Origin of the sequence: Caulobacter flavus, assembly GCF_003722335.1 — a bacterium.
Lineage (GTDB): Bacteria > Pseudomonadota > Alphaproteobacteria > Caulobacterales > Caulobacteraceae > Caulobacter > Caulobacter flavus.
In genome coordinates this window covers 5151059-5166720 of the sequence record NZ_CP026100.1, presented here as the reverse complement: position 1 = coordinate 5166720, position 15662 = coordinate 5151059, and the positions used below count along the sequence as shown (strand labels likewise).

Below are 15662 nucleotides of genomic sequence, written 5' to 3'. Positions count from 1 at the left end.
CCGTGAGCGCGCGAATCCTCGTCGTCGACGACATCGAGGCCAATGTGCGCCTGCTCGAGGCCAAGCTTTCGGCCGAGTATTATCAGGTCTCCTACGCCTATGACGGCCCGACGGCCCTGGCGAAGGCGGCCGAGGAACTGCCCGACATCATCCTGCTGGACGTGATGATGCCCGGCATGGACGGCTTCACCGTCTGCCGCAAGCTCAAGGAAGACGCCGCCACCCGCCATATCCCGGTGGTGCTGGTCACCGCCCTCGACGGGCGTGGCGACCGCATCCAGGGCCTGGAGGCCGGCGCCGCCGACTTCCTGACGAAACCCATCGACGACGTCATGCTGTTCGCCCGCGTGCGCAGCCTGACCCGCCTGAAGATGGTCATCGACGAACTGCGCCAGCGCGAGGCCTCGGGCCGCCGCATCGGCGTGATCGCCGGCGCCGCCGCCCGCCTGGACGGCATCGGCGGCCGCGTGCTGATCGTCGACGACAACGAACGCCAGGCCCAGCGCGTGGCCGCCGAACTGGCGGTCGAGCACCGTCCGGTGATCGAGACCGACCTGGCCAAGGCCGAAATCAGCGCCAGCGGTCCGGTGGACCTGGTCATCGTCAACGCCGCCGCCCGCGGCTTCGACGGCCTGCGCTTCTCGGCGACCCTGCGCTCCAGCGAACGCACCCGTCACCTGCCGATCCTGGCCGTGGTCGATCCCGACGACCGTCCGCGGATGGTCAAGGCGCTGGACATCGGCGTCAACGACGTGCTGCCGCGCCCGATCGACCCGCAGGAGCTGGCCGCCCGCGTCCGCACCCAGGTGCGCCGCAAGCGCTACACCGACTATCTGCGCAACAACCTCGACCACTCGCTGGAGCTGGCCGTCACCGACCCGCTGACCGGCCTGCACAACCGCCGCTACATGACCGGCCAGCTGTCGGCCCTGGTCAACCGCGCCACCATGGGCGGCGACCCGGTTTCGGCCCTGCTGATCGACATCGATTACTTCAAGAAGATCAACGACGGCTTCGGCCACGACGTCGGCGACGAGGTGCTGCGCGAATTCGCCTTGCGCCTGGCCTCCAACGTCCGCGCCATCGATCTGCCTTGCCGCTACGGCGGCGAGGAGTTCACGGTGATCATGCCCGACACCCAGCTGGCCGACGCCGTGCGCATCGCCGAGCGGATCCGCATGCACGTGGCCGGCTCGCCGTTCCGCGTGGCCGGCGGCCAGGAAATGCTGACGGTGACGATCTCGGTCGGCGTCTCGGCCACCACCGGCGCCGGCGACACCCCCGAGGCCCTGCTCAAGCGCGCCGACAGCGGCGTCTACGAAGCCAAGGCCGCCGGCCGCAACGCCGTGGTCTGCAAGGCGGCCTGAGCGCCGCCTTTTCCAAGTCTCTAGATGATTGCTTCCCTGGGCCCTGTGCCCAGGGTCCATCGCGCCCCCGCTCAGATCGCGGGCGTGCATCTCAGGTCTGAGCGGTTGAACCATGGGCCCTAGGCACAGGGCCTAGGGAAGCGACGACGGGGTGGAGAAGGCCTACTTGCCCACCTTGATCTCGAACAGCCACGGCCAGAACTTGCCCGTGACGAAGATCCGATCCGCCTTGGCGTCGTAGGCGATGCCGTTCAGCACGTCGGCGCGGGCGGCTTCCTGCGGCGTCAGCAGGCCCGACAGGTCGAGGCGGCCGACCACCTTGCCGGTCTTGGGATCGATGCGGATGATCTGGTCGGTCTGCCAGACATTGGCCCAGACCTCGCCCTTGATGAATTCCAGCTCGTTGATCTGGTCCACCGGCTTGCCGTCGTCGGTGACCTTCACCCGGCCGGTTTCCTTCAGGGTCTTGGGATCCAGGAACCGCAGCTCGGCGGTGCCGTCGCTCATGATGATGCGGCGGTCGTCCTTGGTCAGCGCCCAGCCTTCGCCGGTGTAGCTGAAGGTCGACTTGACGGCGAAGGTCGCCCGGTCGCGCACGAAGCCGACGCCGTTCTGCCAGGTCAGCTGGACGATCTCGTCGCCCCAGTCGACGATTCCCTCGCCGAAGTACTTGGGCTCCAGCGCGGCCTGCTGCTGCACCGCGCCGGTCTCCAGGTCCACCTTGCGCACCCACGAGCGGCCTTCCAGGCCCGTGCTCTCGTAGAGCTGGCCGTCGCGCACCAGAAGCCCCTCGGTGAAGGCCTGGCGGTCGTGGGGGTAGGTGCGGACCACCTCGTAGCTCTGCACCGGCGCGGGCTGGGCGCAGGCGGGCAGGGCGGCCATGACGGAGAAGGCGAGGGCGAGGCGAACGATCACGCGCGTATCCTGGACTGGGGACCGGAAAAACAAAAACGCCCGACGTTGCCGCCGGGCGTTTTCGAGAATCGTCGGTGCGACGAGGCGATCTTACTTGATCTTGCCTTCGCGGAATTCGACGTGCTTGCGGATGACCGGATCGTACTTCTTCAGCACCATCTTCTCGGTCTTGGTGCGGGCGTTCTTCTTGGTCACGTAGAAGAAGCCGGTGTCCGCCGTCGAATTCAGGCGGATCTTGATCGAAGCCGGTTTGGCCATGGTCGTATCCCTGCGGTGGTCGCGCAGGTCTCCGCGCGGTCGAAATGAGAGGCGCGGAACATACGCATGAACGGGGCAAAGTCAATCGGCGCCTGAACATCGTTTGTAGGGGAAGTCGACGGATCGCGCCTTGCCGCCGATTTCGCCCTCGATCCGGCCCAAAAGGCCGTTCTCGCCCTGGCTTTTGTAGATCACGCGCTGGGGGAAGTCGTGGGCGGGATTCTCGAAGACCAGCTCGCCAGGGGCGGCGCTCTTCAGCGGAAAGGCCGCGGCCGGCTGGCCCGAGGGTATGGCGAAGAAGGTGAGTCGCCCGTCGGCTTCCTGGATTCGCGTGAACTCGTAGCTCCTCGCCGCGCCGTCGCGGACCGTGCGGCCCATGCCCAGCATCATGCCGCCGCCGGGCGCCAGCCACTGCTCCTCGACCACGCCGTTCGGGCGCTCCTGCCGCCAGCAGCCGGCCAGGAAGGCGGCCTGGTCGATGGCGGGCGCGGCCGGGGCGGCCTGCAGGGCGAAGAGGAGGGCGAGCATGGTCAGAGCTCCGTCATCACGGCGTTGCCGCGCAGGAATCGCATGAACGGCGCGGGACGGCCGGGGTCCTTCAGGCGCAGGGCCGTCTCGCGCAGCACCATGCGGGTGATGCTGGGCAGATCAAGGTCGCGCGTCTCGTCGAAGGTCACCCACGCGATCTCGTCCAGTTCGCCGCAGTCGGGTTGTGGATCCAGGCTCAGCAGGGCGCTGGCCGGGGCCATGAAGAAGCGGGCGTCGAACCGGCGCGGCCGGTAGGGCGGGGTGATGGCCCGGGCCACGAAGGCCAGCGGCGACAGGTCGGGCAGCGCGCCCTGGGCCAGGAACGGCCGCCAGGCCCCGGCTCCGGGGCGGGCGGGCGCCGGCCTGGCCAGCAGGAGGCCCGTCTCCTCGAAGGTCTCGCGCACGGCCGCCAGGGCCAGGGCCCGGGCCAGCCGCGTGGGCGAGGGATGACGCGGCTCGGCCGTCAGGCGCGTGGCGACCTCGGGATCCAGCTCGGTGGCAGAGGGCGCGCCGTAGTCGCCGCGATCGACCCGCCCGCCGGGAAACACCCACTTGCTGGCCATGAAGGCGTGGCCGCGGTTGCGCCGGCCCATCAGCACCCGGGGCGCGGGACCGTCGTCGCGCACTACGATCAGGGTGGCGGCGTGGCGCGGCCGGATGACGCCGGAGGCGGGATCCAGCGCTTCGCCATCGTCCCTTGAGTCAAACGTCGGGGAGTCGAATGTGGGCTCGGTCATGGACGAAGCTTAGTCTCCGTGACGATCCTGCAAAGCCGTTCCTTAGGTAAAGCGCGCGCGGCCTTGACCACGGTGGAGGAACCGCCAAGCTCGGCGGAAAGTCTTCTCAAGGAGTCGGGAATGGGCGCGCTCAAGACGGTTTCGGTTCTGGCCCTGACGGCGGCGGGCTTCTTGTCGGTTCCAGCCTTGGCCGCGCCCGCTGGAAGCAAGGGAGAGGGGGGCAAGGTCGAAGCGGCCGCCAAGGCGGTCCAGCCCAAGGTCGTGGCCTGGCGGCGCGACGTCCACGAGCATCCGGAACTGGGCAACCAGGAGGTCCGCACCGCCGCCCTGGTGGCCAGGGAGCTGAAGGCCCTGGGCCTGGAGGTTCGCGAAGGGGTCGGCAAGACCGGCGTGGTGGGCGTGCTGAAGGGCGGCAAGCCCGGCAAGGTCGTGGCCCTGCGCGCCGACATGGACGCCCTGCCGGTGCTGGAGAAGACTGGCCTGTCGTTCGCCTCCAAGGCCACCGCCACCTGGGAGGGCAAGACTGTCCCGGTGATGCATGCCTGCGGCCACGACACCCACGTGGCCATGCTGCTGGGCGCGGCCACGGTGCTGGCGGGCATGAAGAACGACATCGCCGGCACGGTGGTCTTCATCTTCCAGCCGGCCGAGGAGGGGCCCCAGGCCGGCGACGAGGGCGGCGCCAAGCTGATGATCGCCGACGGCGCGCTCGACAATCCCAAGGTCGACGCCATCTTCGGCCTGCACATCGGCCCGGGCGACGCCCACGCCCTGAACTATCGTCCCGAGGGCTTCTATGCCGGCGCCGACCGCCTGACCATCACGGTCAAGGGCAAGCAGACCCACGGCGCGCGCCCCTGGGCCGGCATCGACATGGCCAGCATCTCGGCCGACATCGTCCAGGCCCTGAACCAGATCGCCGCCCGCCAGATCGACGTCGGAACCTCGCCGACGGTGCTGACCATCGCCACCATCAACATGGGCGTGCGCAACAACATCATCCCCGAAGACCTGGTGATGAGCGGCACGCTCCGCACCTTCACGCCCGAGCGCAAGGCCGAGGTGATCGCCAAGACCCAGAAGGCCGTGGCCGCCATCGGCGACCGCTATGGCGCCAAGGCCGAGGCGGTGTTCACCCAGCCCTATCCGGTCACCTGGAACGACGCGGCCCTGTCGAAGTGGGTCAAGGCCCCGCTGGAGAAGGCCTCGCCCGGCAAGGTCGACGACCAGGCCGCCCTGGTCACCGGGGCCGAGGATTTCTCCCTCTATGGCCAGAAGGTCCCGGCCGTGTTCGTCCAGCTGGGCGGCCGCAAGGCCGACGTCCCGGCCGCCGGCGCGCCGGCCAACCACTCGCCGTACTTCGACATCGACGAGGCGGTGCTGGAGACCGGCGTGAAGGCCGAGGTGTTCATGGCCTTGGACTACCTGGCGAGGAAGTAGCGCCTTCGGCTACCCCCTCAGTCGCTTCGCGACAGCTCCCCCAGAGGGGGAGCATCTAGATCCTCCCCCTCTGGGGGAGGTGGCCCGGAGGGCCGGAGGGGGTTTTGCACGCCCCCCTCGCATTTTTCGTGGAAGCGCCTATCTAACCGCCCCATGACCGACGCCGCCCCCCAGATCCTGTCCGACGACCTCGTTTCCGCCTTCCAGATCGAAGGCCTGCCCGTGCGTGGCCGCGTCGTGCGGCTGGGCGAAGCGGTCAACGAGGTGCTGACCCGCCATTCCTACCCCGAGCCCGTGGCCAACCTGCTGGGCGAGGCCTGCGCGCTGGCCGCCCTGGTCGGTTCGAGCCTGAAGTTCGAGGGCCGCCTGATCGTCCAGGCCCAGGGCGACGGCCCGGTGCGCTACGTCGTCGTCGACTACGACACCAGCGGCGGCCTGCGCGGCTACTGCCGGTTCGATCCGGACGAGGTGGCGGCCGTTTCGGAAGGCTTCGCGCGTCCGGGCGCCAAGACCCTGCTGGGCGGCGGCGTGTTCATCATGACCCTTGACCAGGGCGCCGACATGGAGCGATACCAGGGCGTCACGGCCATCGAGGGCGAGAGCCTGGCCCTGTGCGCCGAGCAGTACTTCATGCAGTCCGAGCAGATCCCGACCCGCGTGCGCCTGGCCGTCGGCCAGGTCGACACCGGCGAGGGCATGACCTGGCGCGCCGGCGGCATCCTGATCCAGACCATCGCCGGCGACGAGACGCGCGGCGAGACCAAGGAGGCCTGGAACCACGCCCAGGCGCTGTTCGAGACCACGGGCGAGGACGAACTGATCGACCCGACCGTGCCGACCGCCACCCTGCTGTGGCGCCTGTTCAACGAGGACGGCGTGCGCCTGATCGACGAGAAGCCGCTGCGCGCCTTCTGCCGCTGCTCCGAAGAGCGGATCGGCGTGGTGCTGCAGTCGTTCTCGCCGGAAGAGAAGGCCGAGATGATCGAGCCCGACGGCAAGATCCACGTGACCTGCGAGTACTGCTCGCGCGTCTACGCGCTCGAGCCCGACGGCGCGGCTTAGGCGATCGGGAACCTCCCCCTTTGGGGGAGGCGATCGCGTAGCGATCGGTGGGGGGAGTGATTGCGAACTTCCCCCATGCCTCGAAAGCTGAAAGCGGGCCCGCCGGCCTTCGGCCGCCTCCCCAGAGGGGGAGGTTTCTTGGCCCTAGTGCCGCCCTTCCGGCCGCTTGATGACGTATTCGTGCGTCAGGTCCAGGTCCAGCCGCACCGAACCCTCCGGCGGCCCGCCGTCGTCGAGGTGCGGTCGCTCGCCCAGCACCAGATAGGCCTGGGCGCTGGGTTCGAGATTGTTGAAGCTGATCTTCGACGAGCCGCCCGGCGGGATCGACCGCGCCAGGCTCACCGGCTTGGCCGCCGCCTTCTGAAACACCAAGACCGTCGAGTTCTGGACGTCGTCGCTCTGGTTGATGAGGGTGAACTCGTAGTCGGCCACGCCGCAACCTCCCTGTGTTTTCGCGGTCTGGCGCCGCCAGGGAAGTAAACGCAGAACGCCGTTACTTGGCAACAGCCCCGTTTCGGGGCCGTCTCGTCACTCGTAGGTCAGCGAGAAGCTGCCGTCCGGCTGCTGCACGATGGTGGCCGTGGTCTGCGGGCGGCCGCTGAAGTCGATCGCGGCGGTGGCGCCCGCCGCCGCGACGTCGATCACCTGGCCGGGCGTGTAGGAGCCTTCGGCGACGTAGAACTTGTTGACCGGCGTGATGTTGTAGATCTCGTTCGGCAGGGCCTCGAACGTGGCGCTGGGCGTCGGGATCGGCGAGTTCGAGACGCCCGCCACGCCCAGCAGATAGCCGTTGGCCGGCGTGAAGTCGGTGCTCGTGACGATCGAGAACGATCCTGCCTGGGCCGTGCCTGGGCTCGTGACGGTGACGAAGCCGGTCGGCGAACCGCCGCTGAAGGCGACCGTGTCCCGCGTTTCGGGGTTCACCGGCATCACCCCGCCGCTCAGCATGGGGCCGGCCGGCGGCTCGCTCCAGTAGGCGTAGGTCGACTCGTCGAAGGTGATCCGGTCGAAGCCGCCGTTGGTGACGGCCCCGAAGGTCGCCCAGGCGTTGGTGTAGACCTGCGGCGCGCCGCCGTTGGCGACGACCTGGGGCGTCTGCATGAAGAGCGCGTAGCTCTTCTCGGACCGCGACTGGTTCAAGACCTGGATGGTGTAGTTCGTCATCGCCCTGGCTCCCCGATCGTGGATGACGACGTGCTAGCTCAAGGTTGTGTTCTTGGGAACGCCATTGCCGCGCTAGTTCGTACGCCGCGCCGCGCCGGGCAGGTGCAGCGAGAACTCGGGGATCTGCGCGTCGAACGCCTCGCCGGCCTCGGTGACCATCTGGTAGCGGCCGACCATCGTGCCCGAGGTGGTCGGCAGCGGGCAGTTGGAGACGTAGCGGAAGGCCTCGCGCGGCCGCAGTTCCGGCTGCTCGCCGACCACGCCCGAGCCCTCGACCTCGTTGCTGCGGTTCATCGCGTCGGTGACCTTCCACCACCGCGCGACGAGATGCACGGTCTCGACGCCGTGGTTCTCGATCTCGACGGTGTAGGCCCACAGGTAGAGGCCCTGCTCGGGCGAGGATTCCTCGGGCAGGTAGCAGGGCGCGACCCGCACGACGATGTCGCGCGTGCGGGCCTCGTAGATGCCGGTGTCGGGGCCGCGGCGCCGACGGATCCGCTTCAGGGGCGGGCTTGAATCACGCCTGGTCGAGCGCACGGGTCACGTCGCGGGTCAGGTCAGCCAGGCTTTCGAGGCCCACGGACAGGCGCACACCACCCTCGGTCACGCCCAGCAGCGGGCGCATCTCTTCCGGCACGGAGCGGTGCGTGGTGGTCGGCGGATGGGTGGCCATCGACTTGGCGTCGCCCAGGTTGTTGGAGATGTCGACGATCTCCAGCGCGTTCAGGAACTTGAACGCCGCCTCGCGCGAGCCGAGGTCCAGCGCGATCACGGTGCCGCCGCCGGTCATTTGCTTCCTGGCGACTTCGTGGCCCGGGTGGTCGGCGCGGAACGGGTAGAGGACCTGCGTGACTTTCTTGTGCTGGGCCATGACGTCGGCCAGGGCGGCGGCGCTGTCGGTCTGGCGGCGCACGCGCAGGTCCAGCGTCTCCAGGCCCTTGAGCATCACCCAGGCGTTGAACGGCGACAGCGACGGGCCGGTGTGGCGCATGCTGTCGCGGTAGAATTCCTCGTTGATCGCCTCGGTGGTCAGGATCGCACCGCCCAGCACCCGGCCCTGGCCGTCGATGTGCTTGGTGGCCGAATAGACGACGACGTCGGCGCCCAGCTCCAGCGGCTGCTGGAAGATCGGGGTGGCGAACACGTTGTCGACGATGACCTTGGCGCCGACGGCGTGGGCCAGGTCCGACACCGCGCGGATGTCGGTGATCGCCAGCACCGGGTTCGAGGGCGTCTCGATCAGCACGGCCTTGGTGTTGGGGCGGATGGCCTCTTCCCAGGCCTTGATGTCGGTGGCGTCGACGAAGGTGGTCTCGACGCCGAAGCGCGGCAGCCATTCGGCGACCAGCCAGCGGCACGAGCCGAAGAGGGCGTTGCCGGCCACAACGTGATCGCCGGCCCTCACCAGGCCCATCAGGGCCGAGTGGACGGCGGCCATGCCCGTGGCCGTGGCGCGGCACACCTCGGCGCCTTCCAGCAGGGCCAGGCGGTCCTCGAACATCTTCACGGTCGGGTTGTTGAAGCGCGAATAGACGAAGCCCGGATCCTCGCCCGAGAAGCGGCGATCGGCGCCCTCGGCGCTGTCGTAGGTGAAGCCCTGCGTCAGATAGAGCGCCTCGGCGGTCTCCATGAACGGCGAACGGGCGAGGCCTCCACGGATCAGCTTTGTGGCGACGTCCCAGTTCTTCGGATCTTCGGACACGGCGTACTCCCGACGACGAAAAGGCCCGCATCGACAACTTGCCGCCGACGCAATCGCGGTGGGTATAGGCGATCTTTCCGTGCTTCGTCACGGTCCGAGCGCGGCGGGCGAGCACGACGGCGGCCAAGGTCGCCTGGCGGGCGTCATGAAATGGCGGCTGGCGGCCCCCAGATTCTCGCACCGGCTCCTATCGCGCCCTTGCCTCGCGGCGGCGCTTTAGAGAGTGTGCCGCCGATGACCGACGCCCACGCCGCAGGGATTCTGCCCTGCCAGACCATCGAGTCGCTGATCGCCCAGGAGGCGATCACCTCGCAGACCCCGTTCGACCGCGACCAGGTTCAGCCGGCCAGCCTGGACCTGCGCCTGGGCGTGCGCTGCTGGCGGGTGCGCGCCTCGTTCCTGCCGGGCGTCTCGCGCCGCGTGCCCGACCGCCTCAAGGACGTGGCCATGCACGAGCTGGACCTGTCCAAGGGCGCAGTGCTCGAGAAGGGCTGCGTCTACATCGCCGAGATACAGGAGCGTCTGGCCCTGCCGGCCAACGTCGCCGCCCGCGGCAATCCCAAGAGCTCGACCGGCCGGGTCGACGTCTTCGTCCGTCTGCTGAGCGACCACTCCAAGGCCTTCGACGACATCGAAGCCGGCTACGAGGGTCCGCTCTACATCGAGATCGCGCCGCAGACCTTCTCGGTGCTGGTCCGCGCCGGCACTCGCCTCAACCAGCTGCGCCTCAAGCTCGGCGATCCGGTCAAGCTGGCGATCCGCAGCGTCGGCGTCGACCTGACCCCGGGCGAGACCGGCATCGTCGGCTTCCGCGGCCGGCGCCACGCCGGCGTCGTCGACCTCGACCACGAGGATGGCCACGATCCGCGTGACTTCTGGGAGCCGCTGGAGACCCGCCACGGCGAGCTGCTGCTCGATCCGGGCGAGTTCTACATCCTGGCCTCGAAGGACGACGTCGAGATCCCGGTGATGGAAGCGGCCGAAATGACCCCGATCGACCCGTCGGTCGGCGAGTTCCGCGTCCACTACGCCGGCTTCTTCGATCCGGGCTTCGGCACCGAGGAGGCCGGCGCCGTCGGCTCCAAGGGCGTGCTCGAGGTGCGCAGCCATGAGACGCCGTTCCTGCTGGAGGACGGCCAGACCGTGGCCCGCCTGGTCTACGAGCCCCTGACCGAACGGCCCGCGCGCCTCTATGGCGAAGGCGGTTCGCACTACCAGCGCCAGGGGCTGAAGCTCTCCAAGCACTTCAAGGCGTGGCGTTAGGCCGCGGCGCGGCGCGCTCGCCTGGTTAACCCGCTTCGTCCTAGCGTGATCCCCGAGTTTTGGTCGGGGACGGCGTATGGTTCTGGCTTGGGTTAGGGGCGCGGCGGCGGCCTTGGTCGCGCTGGCGGGTCTGTCGGGCGTCGCCCGCGCGGCGCCGGCCATGTGGGAGGTCAGCGACGGCGATTCCCGCATCTACCTGTTCGGTTCGATGCACGTGCTGTCGCCCGACGTGCGCTGGCGCACCCCGGCCTTCGACCGCGCTTACGCCCGCGCCGACAAGCTGTGGTTCGAGACCCGCGTCGACGCCGATCCCGTTGCGGTCAAGGCGCTGGTCGACCGCTACGGCGTCGATCTCGACCGCTCCCTGACCGAGAAGCTGCCGCCGCGCACCGTGGCCAGCCTGCGCGCGGCCCTCGACAGCCGCGGCGCCAGCCTCGACCGCGTCGACCGCCTGCGCCCGTGGGCGGCGGCGATGATGCTGTCGATGCTGCCGATGACCCAGGCGGGCGGTTCGGTGGAGGACGGGGCCGACGCCGCCGTTACACGCCAGGCGGTGCGCGCCGAAAAGCCGGTGCTGGCCTTCGAGAGCTTCGAGCAGCAGCTGCGGCTGTTCGCCGACCTGCCCGAGATGGTGGAGGTGCAGTACCTCGACGACGTGGCCGCCGAGCAGAACGCCCCGCCGCGCCGGGGCGTCGATCTGCAACAGGCCTGGCTGAAGGGCGACGTCGACCGCCTGGGGGCGATCCTGGTCGAGGGCATGCGCCAAGATCGGCCGCAGCTCTACGAGGCCCTGCTAAGGCGCCGCAACCTGGCCTGGGCCGACGTGCTCGACCGCGAGATGGCCGGCTCTGGCGTCGAGCTGGTCACGGTCGGGGCCCTGCACATGGCCGGCCCCGACGGCCTGCCGGCCCTGATGAAGGCGCGCGGCTATCGCGTGCGGCGGGTGCAGTAACCGCGCGAAGCGGTGCATGGTCGGGGCATGATCGCGCCCGACCCCGCCTGGCTTGCCGACTTCATGCGCGACGAGCGGCTCGACGCCGGCTTCGCCGAGACCTTCCGCGTCCTGCATCGGCCGTTGGCCGAGCGGCTGATCGCGGCGGCCCGCGCGCATGGCCGGCCGGGGTTCGTCGCCGGCCTGTCGGGCCCGCAGGGAGCGGGCAAGTCGACCCTGGTGGCGGCGGTCGCCCGCCTTCTGGCCGAGGCGGGGCTGAAGGCCGCCGTCCTGTCGCTGGACGACCTCTGCCTGACCCGCGCCGAGCGCCGGGTCCTGGCGCGCGACGTCCATCCGCTGCTGGCCACGCGCGGGCCGCCGGGCACGCACGACGTCGCCTTGGGCCTTTCGGTGCTGGATGGTCTGGCGGGGCAGGAGAGAACGGTCCTGCCGCGCTTCGACAAGGCCGCCGACGATCGCGCGCCGCGCGCGGCCTGGCCGGTGTTCGACGGTCCGGCCGACGTGGTGCTGCTGGAGGGCTGGTGCCTGGGCGCGCGGCCTCAGGGACCCGAAGCCCTGGCAAGCCCGGTCAACGCCCTGGAGCGCGACGAGGACCCGGACGGCGCGTGGCGCGGCTTCGTCGACGCGGCACTGGCCGGCCCCTATCGAGACCTCTTCGCCTGCATCGACTGGCTGGCCGTGCTGACCGCGCCCGACTTCGCCGCCGTGCGCGCCTGGCGCCGCGAGCAGGAGGCCAGGCTGCAGGCCCGGCTGGCTGCCGGGGGCGCTTCGGGCGGCATGGATCCGCCGGCGCTTGAGCGCTTCCTCGACCACTACGAACGCCTGACCGCCTGGTGCGCCCACGACCTGCCGCCGCGCGCCGACGTCCACGTGGCGCTGGACGCCGCGCGGCGGCCGCTTACGCCGTCCTGAGTCGCTCAAAAGGCAAGTCGATGAACATGTTCAAGCTGTCGCGCGGCATGGCGTCGCACTACATGTGGTGTGGGCGGCGTTAACCGTCACCAAGTGCTAGTGTCCAGTTGTTGCGATTACACGCAGATTCGTTTGTCGGATCCGCGCCGCGTCGATTGGAGCCGCGTCATGAACCGCCTCTTCTCCGGTCCGTTCTCGACCCACAGCCAGCGTGTGGCCGCCTGGGAGCGCGCCGAGCGCATTCCCGGCTGCGACAAGGCGGTGTGGCGGTGCGACGCCGACGGGCGGGTGATCCGTTGGGACGACTACGGCGACCGCTTCTCGCAGTACGGCTGGCTGATCCACGCCGATCCCAAGGCCCACTGGCTGGCCAAGGCGCTGGGCGTCGCCACGCCGGCGCCGCTGCACTGGCGCAGCGGGCGCGCCGCCGCCTAAACGGGAATTCTGTCCAGCGTCCTTGACACCACTCCGTGTTCTGATGTCAAAGTTCCTTGTCATTTTGACTAGGGGGCTTGGCATGGCGGGGCAGGGACTGGCGCGACGACGGCTGGTGACCACCGTGGTCGCTTCGCTGGGCGCGGCCTTCGTGCTGGGCGTCGCGGCCGCCGTGATCGCCGAACTGGCCAAGCTGAAGCCCGAGCTGGCCGTCTTTTCGCTAATCGCGATCTCGCTGGCGGTGGTCGCGGTCATGGCCCTGATGCTGTGGCTGTGCGCGCGCTGGTGGCGCGTCGCCGACGAGGCCGCGCGCGAGGCCCACAAGTGGTCCTGGTACTGGGGCGGCTCGACGGGCCTCGCGGCCGCCGCCGTGCCGTTCATCCTGCTCCACACCATGCCCAGGACGGTCGAGCCGCTGCTGCCGTCCGACATGAGCACGGCCCAGGCGGTGTTGCTGGGCATGGGGCTGCTGGGCGGCTGCCAGCTGGTCGGCTACGGCCTGTTCTGGGCCGGCTGGTGGTTGGCGCGACGCTGAGGGCCCGATGAAGAACCGCCTCAAGGTGCTGCGCGCCGAACGCGACTGGAGCCAGGCGGATCTCGCCCAGCGCCTCGACGTCTCGCGCCAGACCGTCAACGCGCTGGAGACGGGCAAGTACGATCCCAGCCTGCCGCTGGCCTTCAAGATCGCCCGCCTGTTCGGCCAGCCCATCGAAGCCATCTTCCAGGACGAAGACTGACATGAGCGTCGCTTCCACCGCCCATAAGCTCTCGCCGCGCGCCCGCCGGGCGCTGATCCTGATGGCCGTCGGCGCGCCCGTCGGCTTCGCGGCCGGCCGGGCCCTGATCTGGATGAAGCGCCAGGGCTACTGGCGCGACGTGGAATTCTCCACCAGCGACGTGGTCTCGCTGGGCCTGGCGACCTTCCTGGTGGCGGTCGGCCTGGTGACCGTTCTGGTCAGCCTCAGCCGCAAGGCGCTCGGCCGCCGGATCAACGGCGACGAGGCGGCCCGGGCCGCGACGCCCGCCCAGGCCAGCTTCTACGCCGGGCAGGGCGGGGTGCTGGTGCTGGCCGCCGGCATGCTGGCCGCGCCGCCCCTGGCCGCGGCCCTGTTCGTGCCGCTGTCGCCGCTGCTGGCCTCGGCGGTGATGACCGGCCTGATCGCGCTGTTTTTGGTGCAGACGGCCGGCAACATCACGCTGTGGGTGCGCAGCGACGAGCTGATGCGCCGCACCATGGCCGAGACGGCCGCGGTCTCCTACGGCCTGCTGCAGGGGCTGCTGTTCCTGTGGGCGGCCGGCGAAAGGCTCTTCCTGCTGCCGGCCCTGACGCTGTGGGACGCCGTCAACATCAACATGATCGCCTATCTGCTGATCTCGATGATCGTGGCCTGGCGACGGGGCTTCGTCGACTGACCGGTCGCCCCGACCTTTTCCCAACCGTTTCACCCAAGAGGATCCGAATGCTCCGCTCGTCCGCCAAAGCCGCCCGTCGCGTCGTCGCCGGCCTCGCCTCCGTCATCGCCCTGGGGGCCGCCACCCAGGCCCTGGCCGATCCGGCGCTGTGGAAGATCCAGGACCACGACTCGACCATCTATCTCTTCGGCACGGTCCACGTGCTGCGGCCCGAGACCCAGTGGCGCTCGCCCAAGCTGGACGCGGCGCTGAAGTCGACCGACGAACTGGTGCTGGAAGTGGTGGGCGCCGACGACATGGCCGTCATGCAGCCGCTCATCATCAAGTACGGCATCGACCAGGCCACGCCGCTGTCGAAGAAGCTGGCGCCCGCCGACTGGGAGAAGACCAAGACCTACGGCCAGGAAATGGGCGTGCCGGCGGCGGGCCTCGAGGCCTTCCGTCCCTGGATGGCCGCCATCACCCTGGCCATGGCGCCGATGATCAAGGCCGGCTTCGATCCCAAGAAGGGCGTCGAGCAGGTGCTGACCGCCGAGCTGAAGGCCGGCGGCAAGGGCGTGGCGTCGCTGGAGACGGCCGAGCAGCAGATCCGCTTCTTCGCCGACCTGCCGCAGGCCGACGAGGTGGCGCTGCTGCAAGCGACCCTGGAGGAGGTCGACGAAGGCCCCGCCAAGCTCGACGCCCTGGTCAAGGCCTGGGCCGACGGCGACGTGAAGGCCCTGGAGGGCCAGTTCGTCACCGAGATGCGCACCAAGTACAAGCCGCTCTACAGCACCCTGATCGTCGCCCGGAACACCGCCTGGGCCGACGAACTGAAGACCAAGCTGGACGGCAAGGGCGTCAGCTTCGTCGCCGTCGGCGCCGGCCACCTGGTCGGTCCCGACAGCGTCCAGACTCTGCTGGCCAAGCGCGGGATCAAGGTCGAGCGCGTCCAGTAGGACGCGTTCAGGCCTGCGTCGTCGGCGCGTCTCCGAACAGGGGCGGCGAGAAACCCTGCCTCTGCAGCATGCGGGCGATCGGATCCCTCCGCTCGGAAGGCGCGCCGGTCGTCCGGTCCACCTCGCGTCCGCCGCGCAGGAGTATGCCGGTGGGAATGGCCCGCACGGCGTAGCGGGTGGCGAAGGCGTCGTGCTCCAGCGGGTCGATGGTCAGGACCCGAACCTGGGGCTCGAAGCGCTGGGCGTAGCGGTGGACGTCTATCGACACCATGCTGCCCGGCACGCGGCCAAAGCAGATCAGCAGCACCGGTATCTTGCCAGGGGGCGGCTCGTCCGGCGTGGAGTGGCGGAGAATGTCGTCGGGCAGGACGGCCAGCGCCCGCCGCTCGAACACCTTGCGCTCGCAGCGGCCGCAGACGGCGGCGAGCGCCCGATCGGCGTAGAAGTTGTTGTGCGTGCCGCAGTGCGGGCACAGGGCTGCCTTGAGCTCGGCCATGCTTTTTTCCCCCGCTGGGCCTGATCGCCCGTCCCGGAAAAGCTTAGGCGTGTTTCGAGGGGATGCAATCTTCGCGGGTG

General features: G+C 69.6%; 20 protein-coding genes. 11 read left to right on the top strand and 9 right to left on the bottom strand.

Features of this window, described 5'->3' with window-relative positions; genetic code table 11:
- The first annotated feature begins 2 nt into the window (after positions 1–2).
- Positions 3–1367, top strand: coding sequence for a PleD family two-component system response regulator (locus tag C1707_RS23595; protein WP_101711399.1), 1365 nt, complete (start codon positions 3–5; stop codon positions 1365–1367).
- A gap of 162 nt (positions 1368–1529) precedes the next feature.
- On the opposite strand, the gene C1707_RS23590 is transcribed toward C1707_RS23595, so the two are convergent.
- The 4 genes from C1707_RS23590 to C1707_RS23575 all read right to left on the bottom strand — a co-directional run bounded on the left by C1707_RS23590 (position 1530) and on the right by C1707_RS23575 (position 3805).
- Complete coding sequence (locus C1707_RS23590) at positions 1530–2282, bottom strand: glutaminyl-peptide cyclotransferase (RefSeq protein WP_276310644.1); 753 nt, start codon at positions 2280–2282, stop codon at positions 1530–1532.
- A gap of 90 nt (positions 2283–2372) precedes the next feature.
- Positions 2373–2540 (bottom strand): 50S ribosomal protein L33, encoded by a 168-nt coding sequence (gene rpmG, locus C1707_RS23585; protein WP_010920317.1) that lies wholly within the window; start codon positions 2538–2540, stop codon positions 2373–2375.
- Between the two features lie 81 nt (positions 2541–2621).
- Positions 2622–3068: a DUF6265 family protein gene (locus C1707_RS23580; RefSeq protein ID WP_101711398.1), complete on the bottom strand. Its 447-nt coding sequence runs from the start codon at positions 3066–3068 to the stop codon at positions 2622–2624.
- Between the two features lie 2 nt (positions 3069–3070).
- The gene (locus C1707_RS23575; RefSeq protein WP_101711397.1) at positions 3071–3805 is read right to left on the bottom strand and encodes an NUDIX hydrolase; all 735 of its coding nucleotides are present in this window, start codon (positions 3803–3805) and stop codon (positions 3071–3073) included.
- A gap of 120 nt (positions 3806–3925) precedes the next feature.
- Here C1707_RS23575 and C1707_RS23570 point away from each other — a divergent pair, with 120 nt between their 5' ends.
- Positions 3926–5245 (top strand): amidohydrolase, encoded by a 1320-nt coding sequence (locus tag C1707_RS23570; protein ID WP_164467445.1) that lies wholly within the window; start codon positions 3926–3928, stop codon positions 5243–5245.
- Between the two features lie 153 nt (positions 5246–5398).
- Positions 5399–6307 (top strand): Hsp33 family molecular chaperone, encoded by a 909-nt coding sequence (locus tag C1707_RS23560; RefSeq protein WP_101711396.1) that lies wholly within the window; start codon positions 5399–5401, stop codon positions 6305–6307.
- Between the two features lie 144 nt (positions 6308–6451).
- On the opposite strand, the gene C1707_RS23555 is transcribed toward C1707_RS23560, so the two are convergent.
- The 4 genes from C1707_RS23555 to metZ form a co-directional block, all read right to left on the bottom strand.
- Positions 6452–6739, bottom strand: a complete 288-nt coding sequence (locus C1707_RS23555) for a hypothetical protein (protein WP_101711395.1) — start codon at positions 6737–6739, stop codon at positions 6452–6454.
- 96 nt (positions 6740–6835) lie between these two features.
- A complete protein-coding gene (locus C1707_RS23550; protein WP_101711394.1) occupies positions 6836–7471 on the bottom strand; it encodes a hypothetical protein in 636 nt (211 codons plus the stop codon).
- A 72-nt stretch (positions 7472–7543) separates the two neighbouring features.
- Entirely contained in the window at positions 7544–8008 is a 465-nt protein-coding gene (apaG, locus tag C1707_RS23545; RefSeq protein ID WP_101711393.1) for a Co2+/Mg2+ efflux protein ApaG, read from the bottom strand.
- Positions 7989–9173 (bottom strand): O-succinylhomoserine sulfhydrylase, encoded by a 1185-nt coding sequence (gene metZ, locus C1707_RS23540; RefSeq protein ID WP_101711392.1) that lies wholly within the window; start codon positions 9171–9173, stop codon positions 7989–7991. Before metZ ends, apaG begins: the two co-directional genes overlap by 20 nt.
- Positions 9174–9407: 234 nt before the next feature.
- Between metZ and C1707_RS23535 the strand changes: the two genes are divergently transcribed.
- The 8 genes from C1707_RS23535 (at position 9408) to C1707_RS23500 (ending at position 15086) form a co-directional block, all read left to right on the top strand.
- The gene (locus C1707_RS23535; protein WP_101711391.1) at positions 9408–10436 is read left to right on the top strand and encodes a 2'-deoxycytidine 5'-triphosphate deaminase; all 1029 of its coding nucleotides are present in this window, start codon (positions 9408–9410) and stop codon (positions 10434–10436) included.
- A 76-nt stretch (positions 10437–10512) separates the two neighbouring features.
- The gene (locus C1707_RS23530) at positions 10513–11388 is read left to right on the top strand and encodes a TraB/GumN family protein (RefSeq protein ID WP_101711390.1); all 876 of its coding nucleotides are present in this window, start codon (positions 10513–10515) and stop codon (positions 11386–11388) included.
- 30 nt (positions 11389–11418) lie between these two features.
- Positions 11419–12300: a kinase gene (locus C1707_RS23525; protein WP_420808288.1), complete on the top strand. Its 882-nt coding sequence runs from the start codon at positions 11419–11421 to the stop codon at positions 12298–12300.
- 168 nt (positions 12301–12468) lie between these two features.
- Entirely contained in the window at positions 12469–12735 is a 267-nt protein-coding gene (locus C1707_RS23520) for a hypothetical protein (RefSeq protein ID WP_101711388.1), read from the top strand.
- 82 nt (positions 12736–12817) lie between these two features.
- Positions 12818–13270, top strand: a complete 453-nt coding sequence (locus C1707_RS23515; RefSeq protein WP_101711387.1) for a hypothetical protein — start codon at positions 12818–12820, stop codon at positions 13268–13270.
- 7 nt (positions 13271–13277) lie between these two features.
- Complete coding sequence (locus tag C1707_RS23510) at positions 13278–13472, top strand: helix-turn-helix transcriptional regulator (protein ID WP_101711386.1); 195 nt, start codon at positions 13278–13280, stop codon at positions 13470–13472.
- A gap of 1 nt (position 13473) precedes the next feature.
- Positions 13474–14148, top strand: a complete 675-nt coding sequence (locus C1707_RS23505; RefSeq protein WP_101711385.1) for a hypothetical protein — start codon at positions 13474–13476, stop codon at positions 14146–14148.
- A gap of 47 nt (positions 14149–14195) precedes the next feature.
- Positions 14196–15086 (top strand): TraB/GumN family protein, encoded by an 891-nt coding sequence (locus tag C1707_RS23500; protein WP_101711384.1) that lies wholly within the window; start codon positions 14196–14198, stop codon positions 15084–15086.
- A 7-nt stretch (positions 15087–15093) separates the two neighbouring features.
- Here the strand turns inward: C1707_RS23500 and C1707_RS23495 are convergent, their stop codons facing one another.
- Positions 15094–15582 (bottom strand): hypothetical protein, encoded by a 489-nt coding sequence (locus tag C1707_RS23495; protein ID WP_101711383.1) that lies wholly within the window; start codon positions 15580–15582, stop codon positions 15094–15096.
- Positions 15583–15662: the final 80 nt, after the last annotated feature.

What these genes read in the sequence shown, in the direction of transcription:
- rpmG (WP_010920317.1), bottom strand. Translation starts at nt 2,540, where the DNA reads ATGGCCAAACCGGCTTCGATCAAGATCCGCCTGAATTCGACGGCGGAC.
- C1707_RS23580 (WP_101711398.1), bottom strand. Translation starts at nt 3,068, where the DNA reads ATGCTCGCCCTCCTCTTCGCCCTGCAGGCCGCCCCGGCCGCGCCCGCC.
- C1707_RS23575 (WP_101711397.1), bottom strand. Translation starts at nt 3,805, where the DNA reads ATGACCGAGCCCACATTCGACTCCCCGACGTTTGACTCAAGGGACGAT.
- C1707_RS23570 (WP_164467445.1), top strand. Translation starts at nt 3,926, where the DNA reads ATGGGCGCGCTCAAGACGGTTTCGGTTCTGGCCCTGACGGCGGCGGGC.
- C1707_RS23560 (WP_101711396.1), top strand. Translation starts at nt 5,399, where the DNA reads ATGACCGACGCCGCCCCCCAGATCCTGTCCGACGACCTCGTTTCCGCC.
- C1707_RS23550 (WP_101711394.1), bottom strand. Translation starts at nt 7,471, where the DNA reads ATGACGAACTACACCATCCAGGTCTTGAACCAGTCGCGGTCCGAGAAG.
- C1707_RS23535 (WP_101711391.1), top strand. Translation starts at nt 9,408, where the DNA reads ATGACCGACGCCCACGCCGCAGGGATTCTGCCCTGCCAGACCATCGAG.
- C1707_RS23530 (WP_101711390.1), top strand. Translation starts at nt 10,513, where the DNA reads ATGGTTCTGGCTTGGGTTAGGGGCGCGGCGGCGGCCTTGGTCGCGCTG.
- C1707_RS23520 (WP_101711388.1), top strand. Translation starts at nt 12,469, where the DNA reads ATGAACCGCCTCTTCTCCGGTCCGTTCTCGACCCACAGCCAGCGTGTG.
- C1707_RS23515 (WP_101711387.1), top strand. Translation starts at nt 12,818, where the DNA reads ATGGCGGGGCAGGGACTGGCGCGACGACGGCTGGTGACCACCGTGGTC.
- C1707_RS23510 (WP_101711386.1), top strand. Translation starts at nt 13,278, where the DNA reads ATGAAGAACCGCCTCAAGGTGCTGCGCGCCGAACGCGACTGGAGCCAG.
- C1707_RS23505 (WP_101711385.1), top strand. Translation starts at nt 13,474, where the DNA reads ATGAGCGTCGCTTCCACCGCCCATAAGCTCTCGCCGCGCGCCCGCCGG.
- C1707_RS23500 (WP_101711384.1), top strand. Translation starts at nt 14,196, where the DNA reads ATGCTCCGCTCGTCCGCCAAAGCCGCCCGTCGCGTCGTCGCCGGCCTC.
- C1707_RS23495 (WP_101711383.1), bottom strand. Translation starts at nt 15,582, where the DNA reads ATGGCCGAGCTCAAGGCAGCCCTGTGCCCGCACTGCGGCACGCACAAC.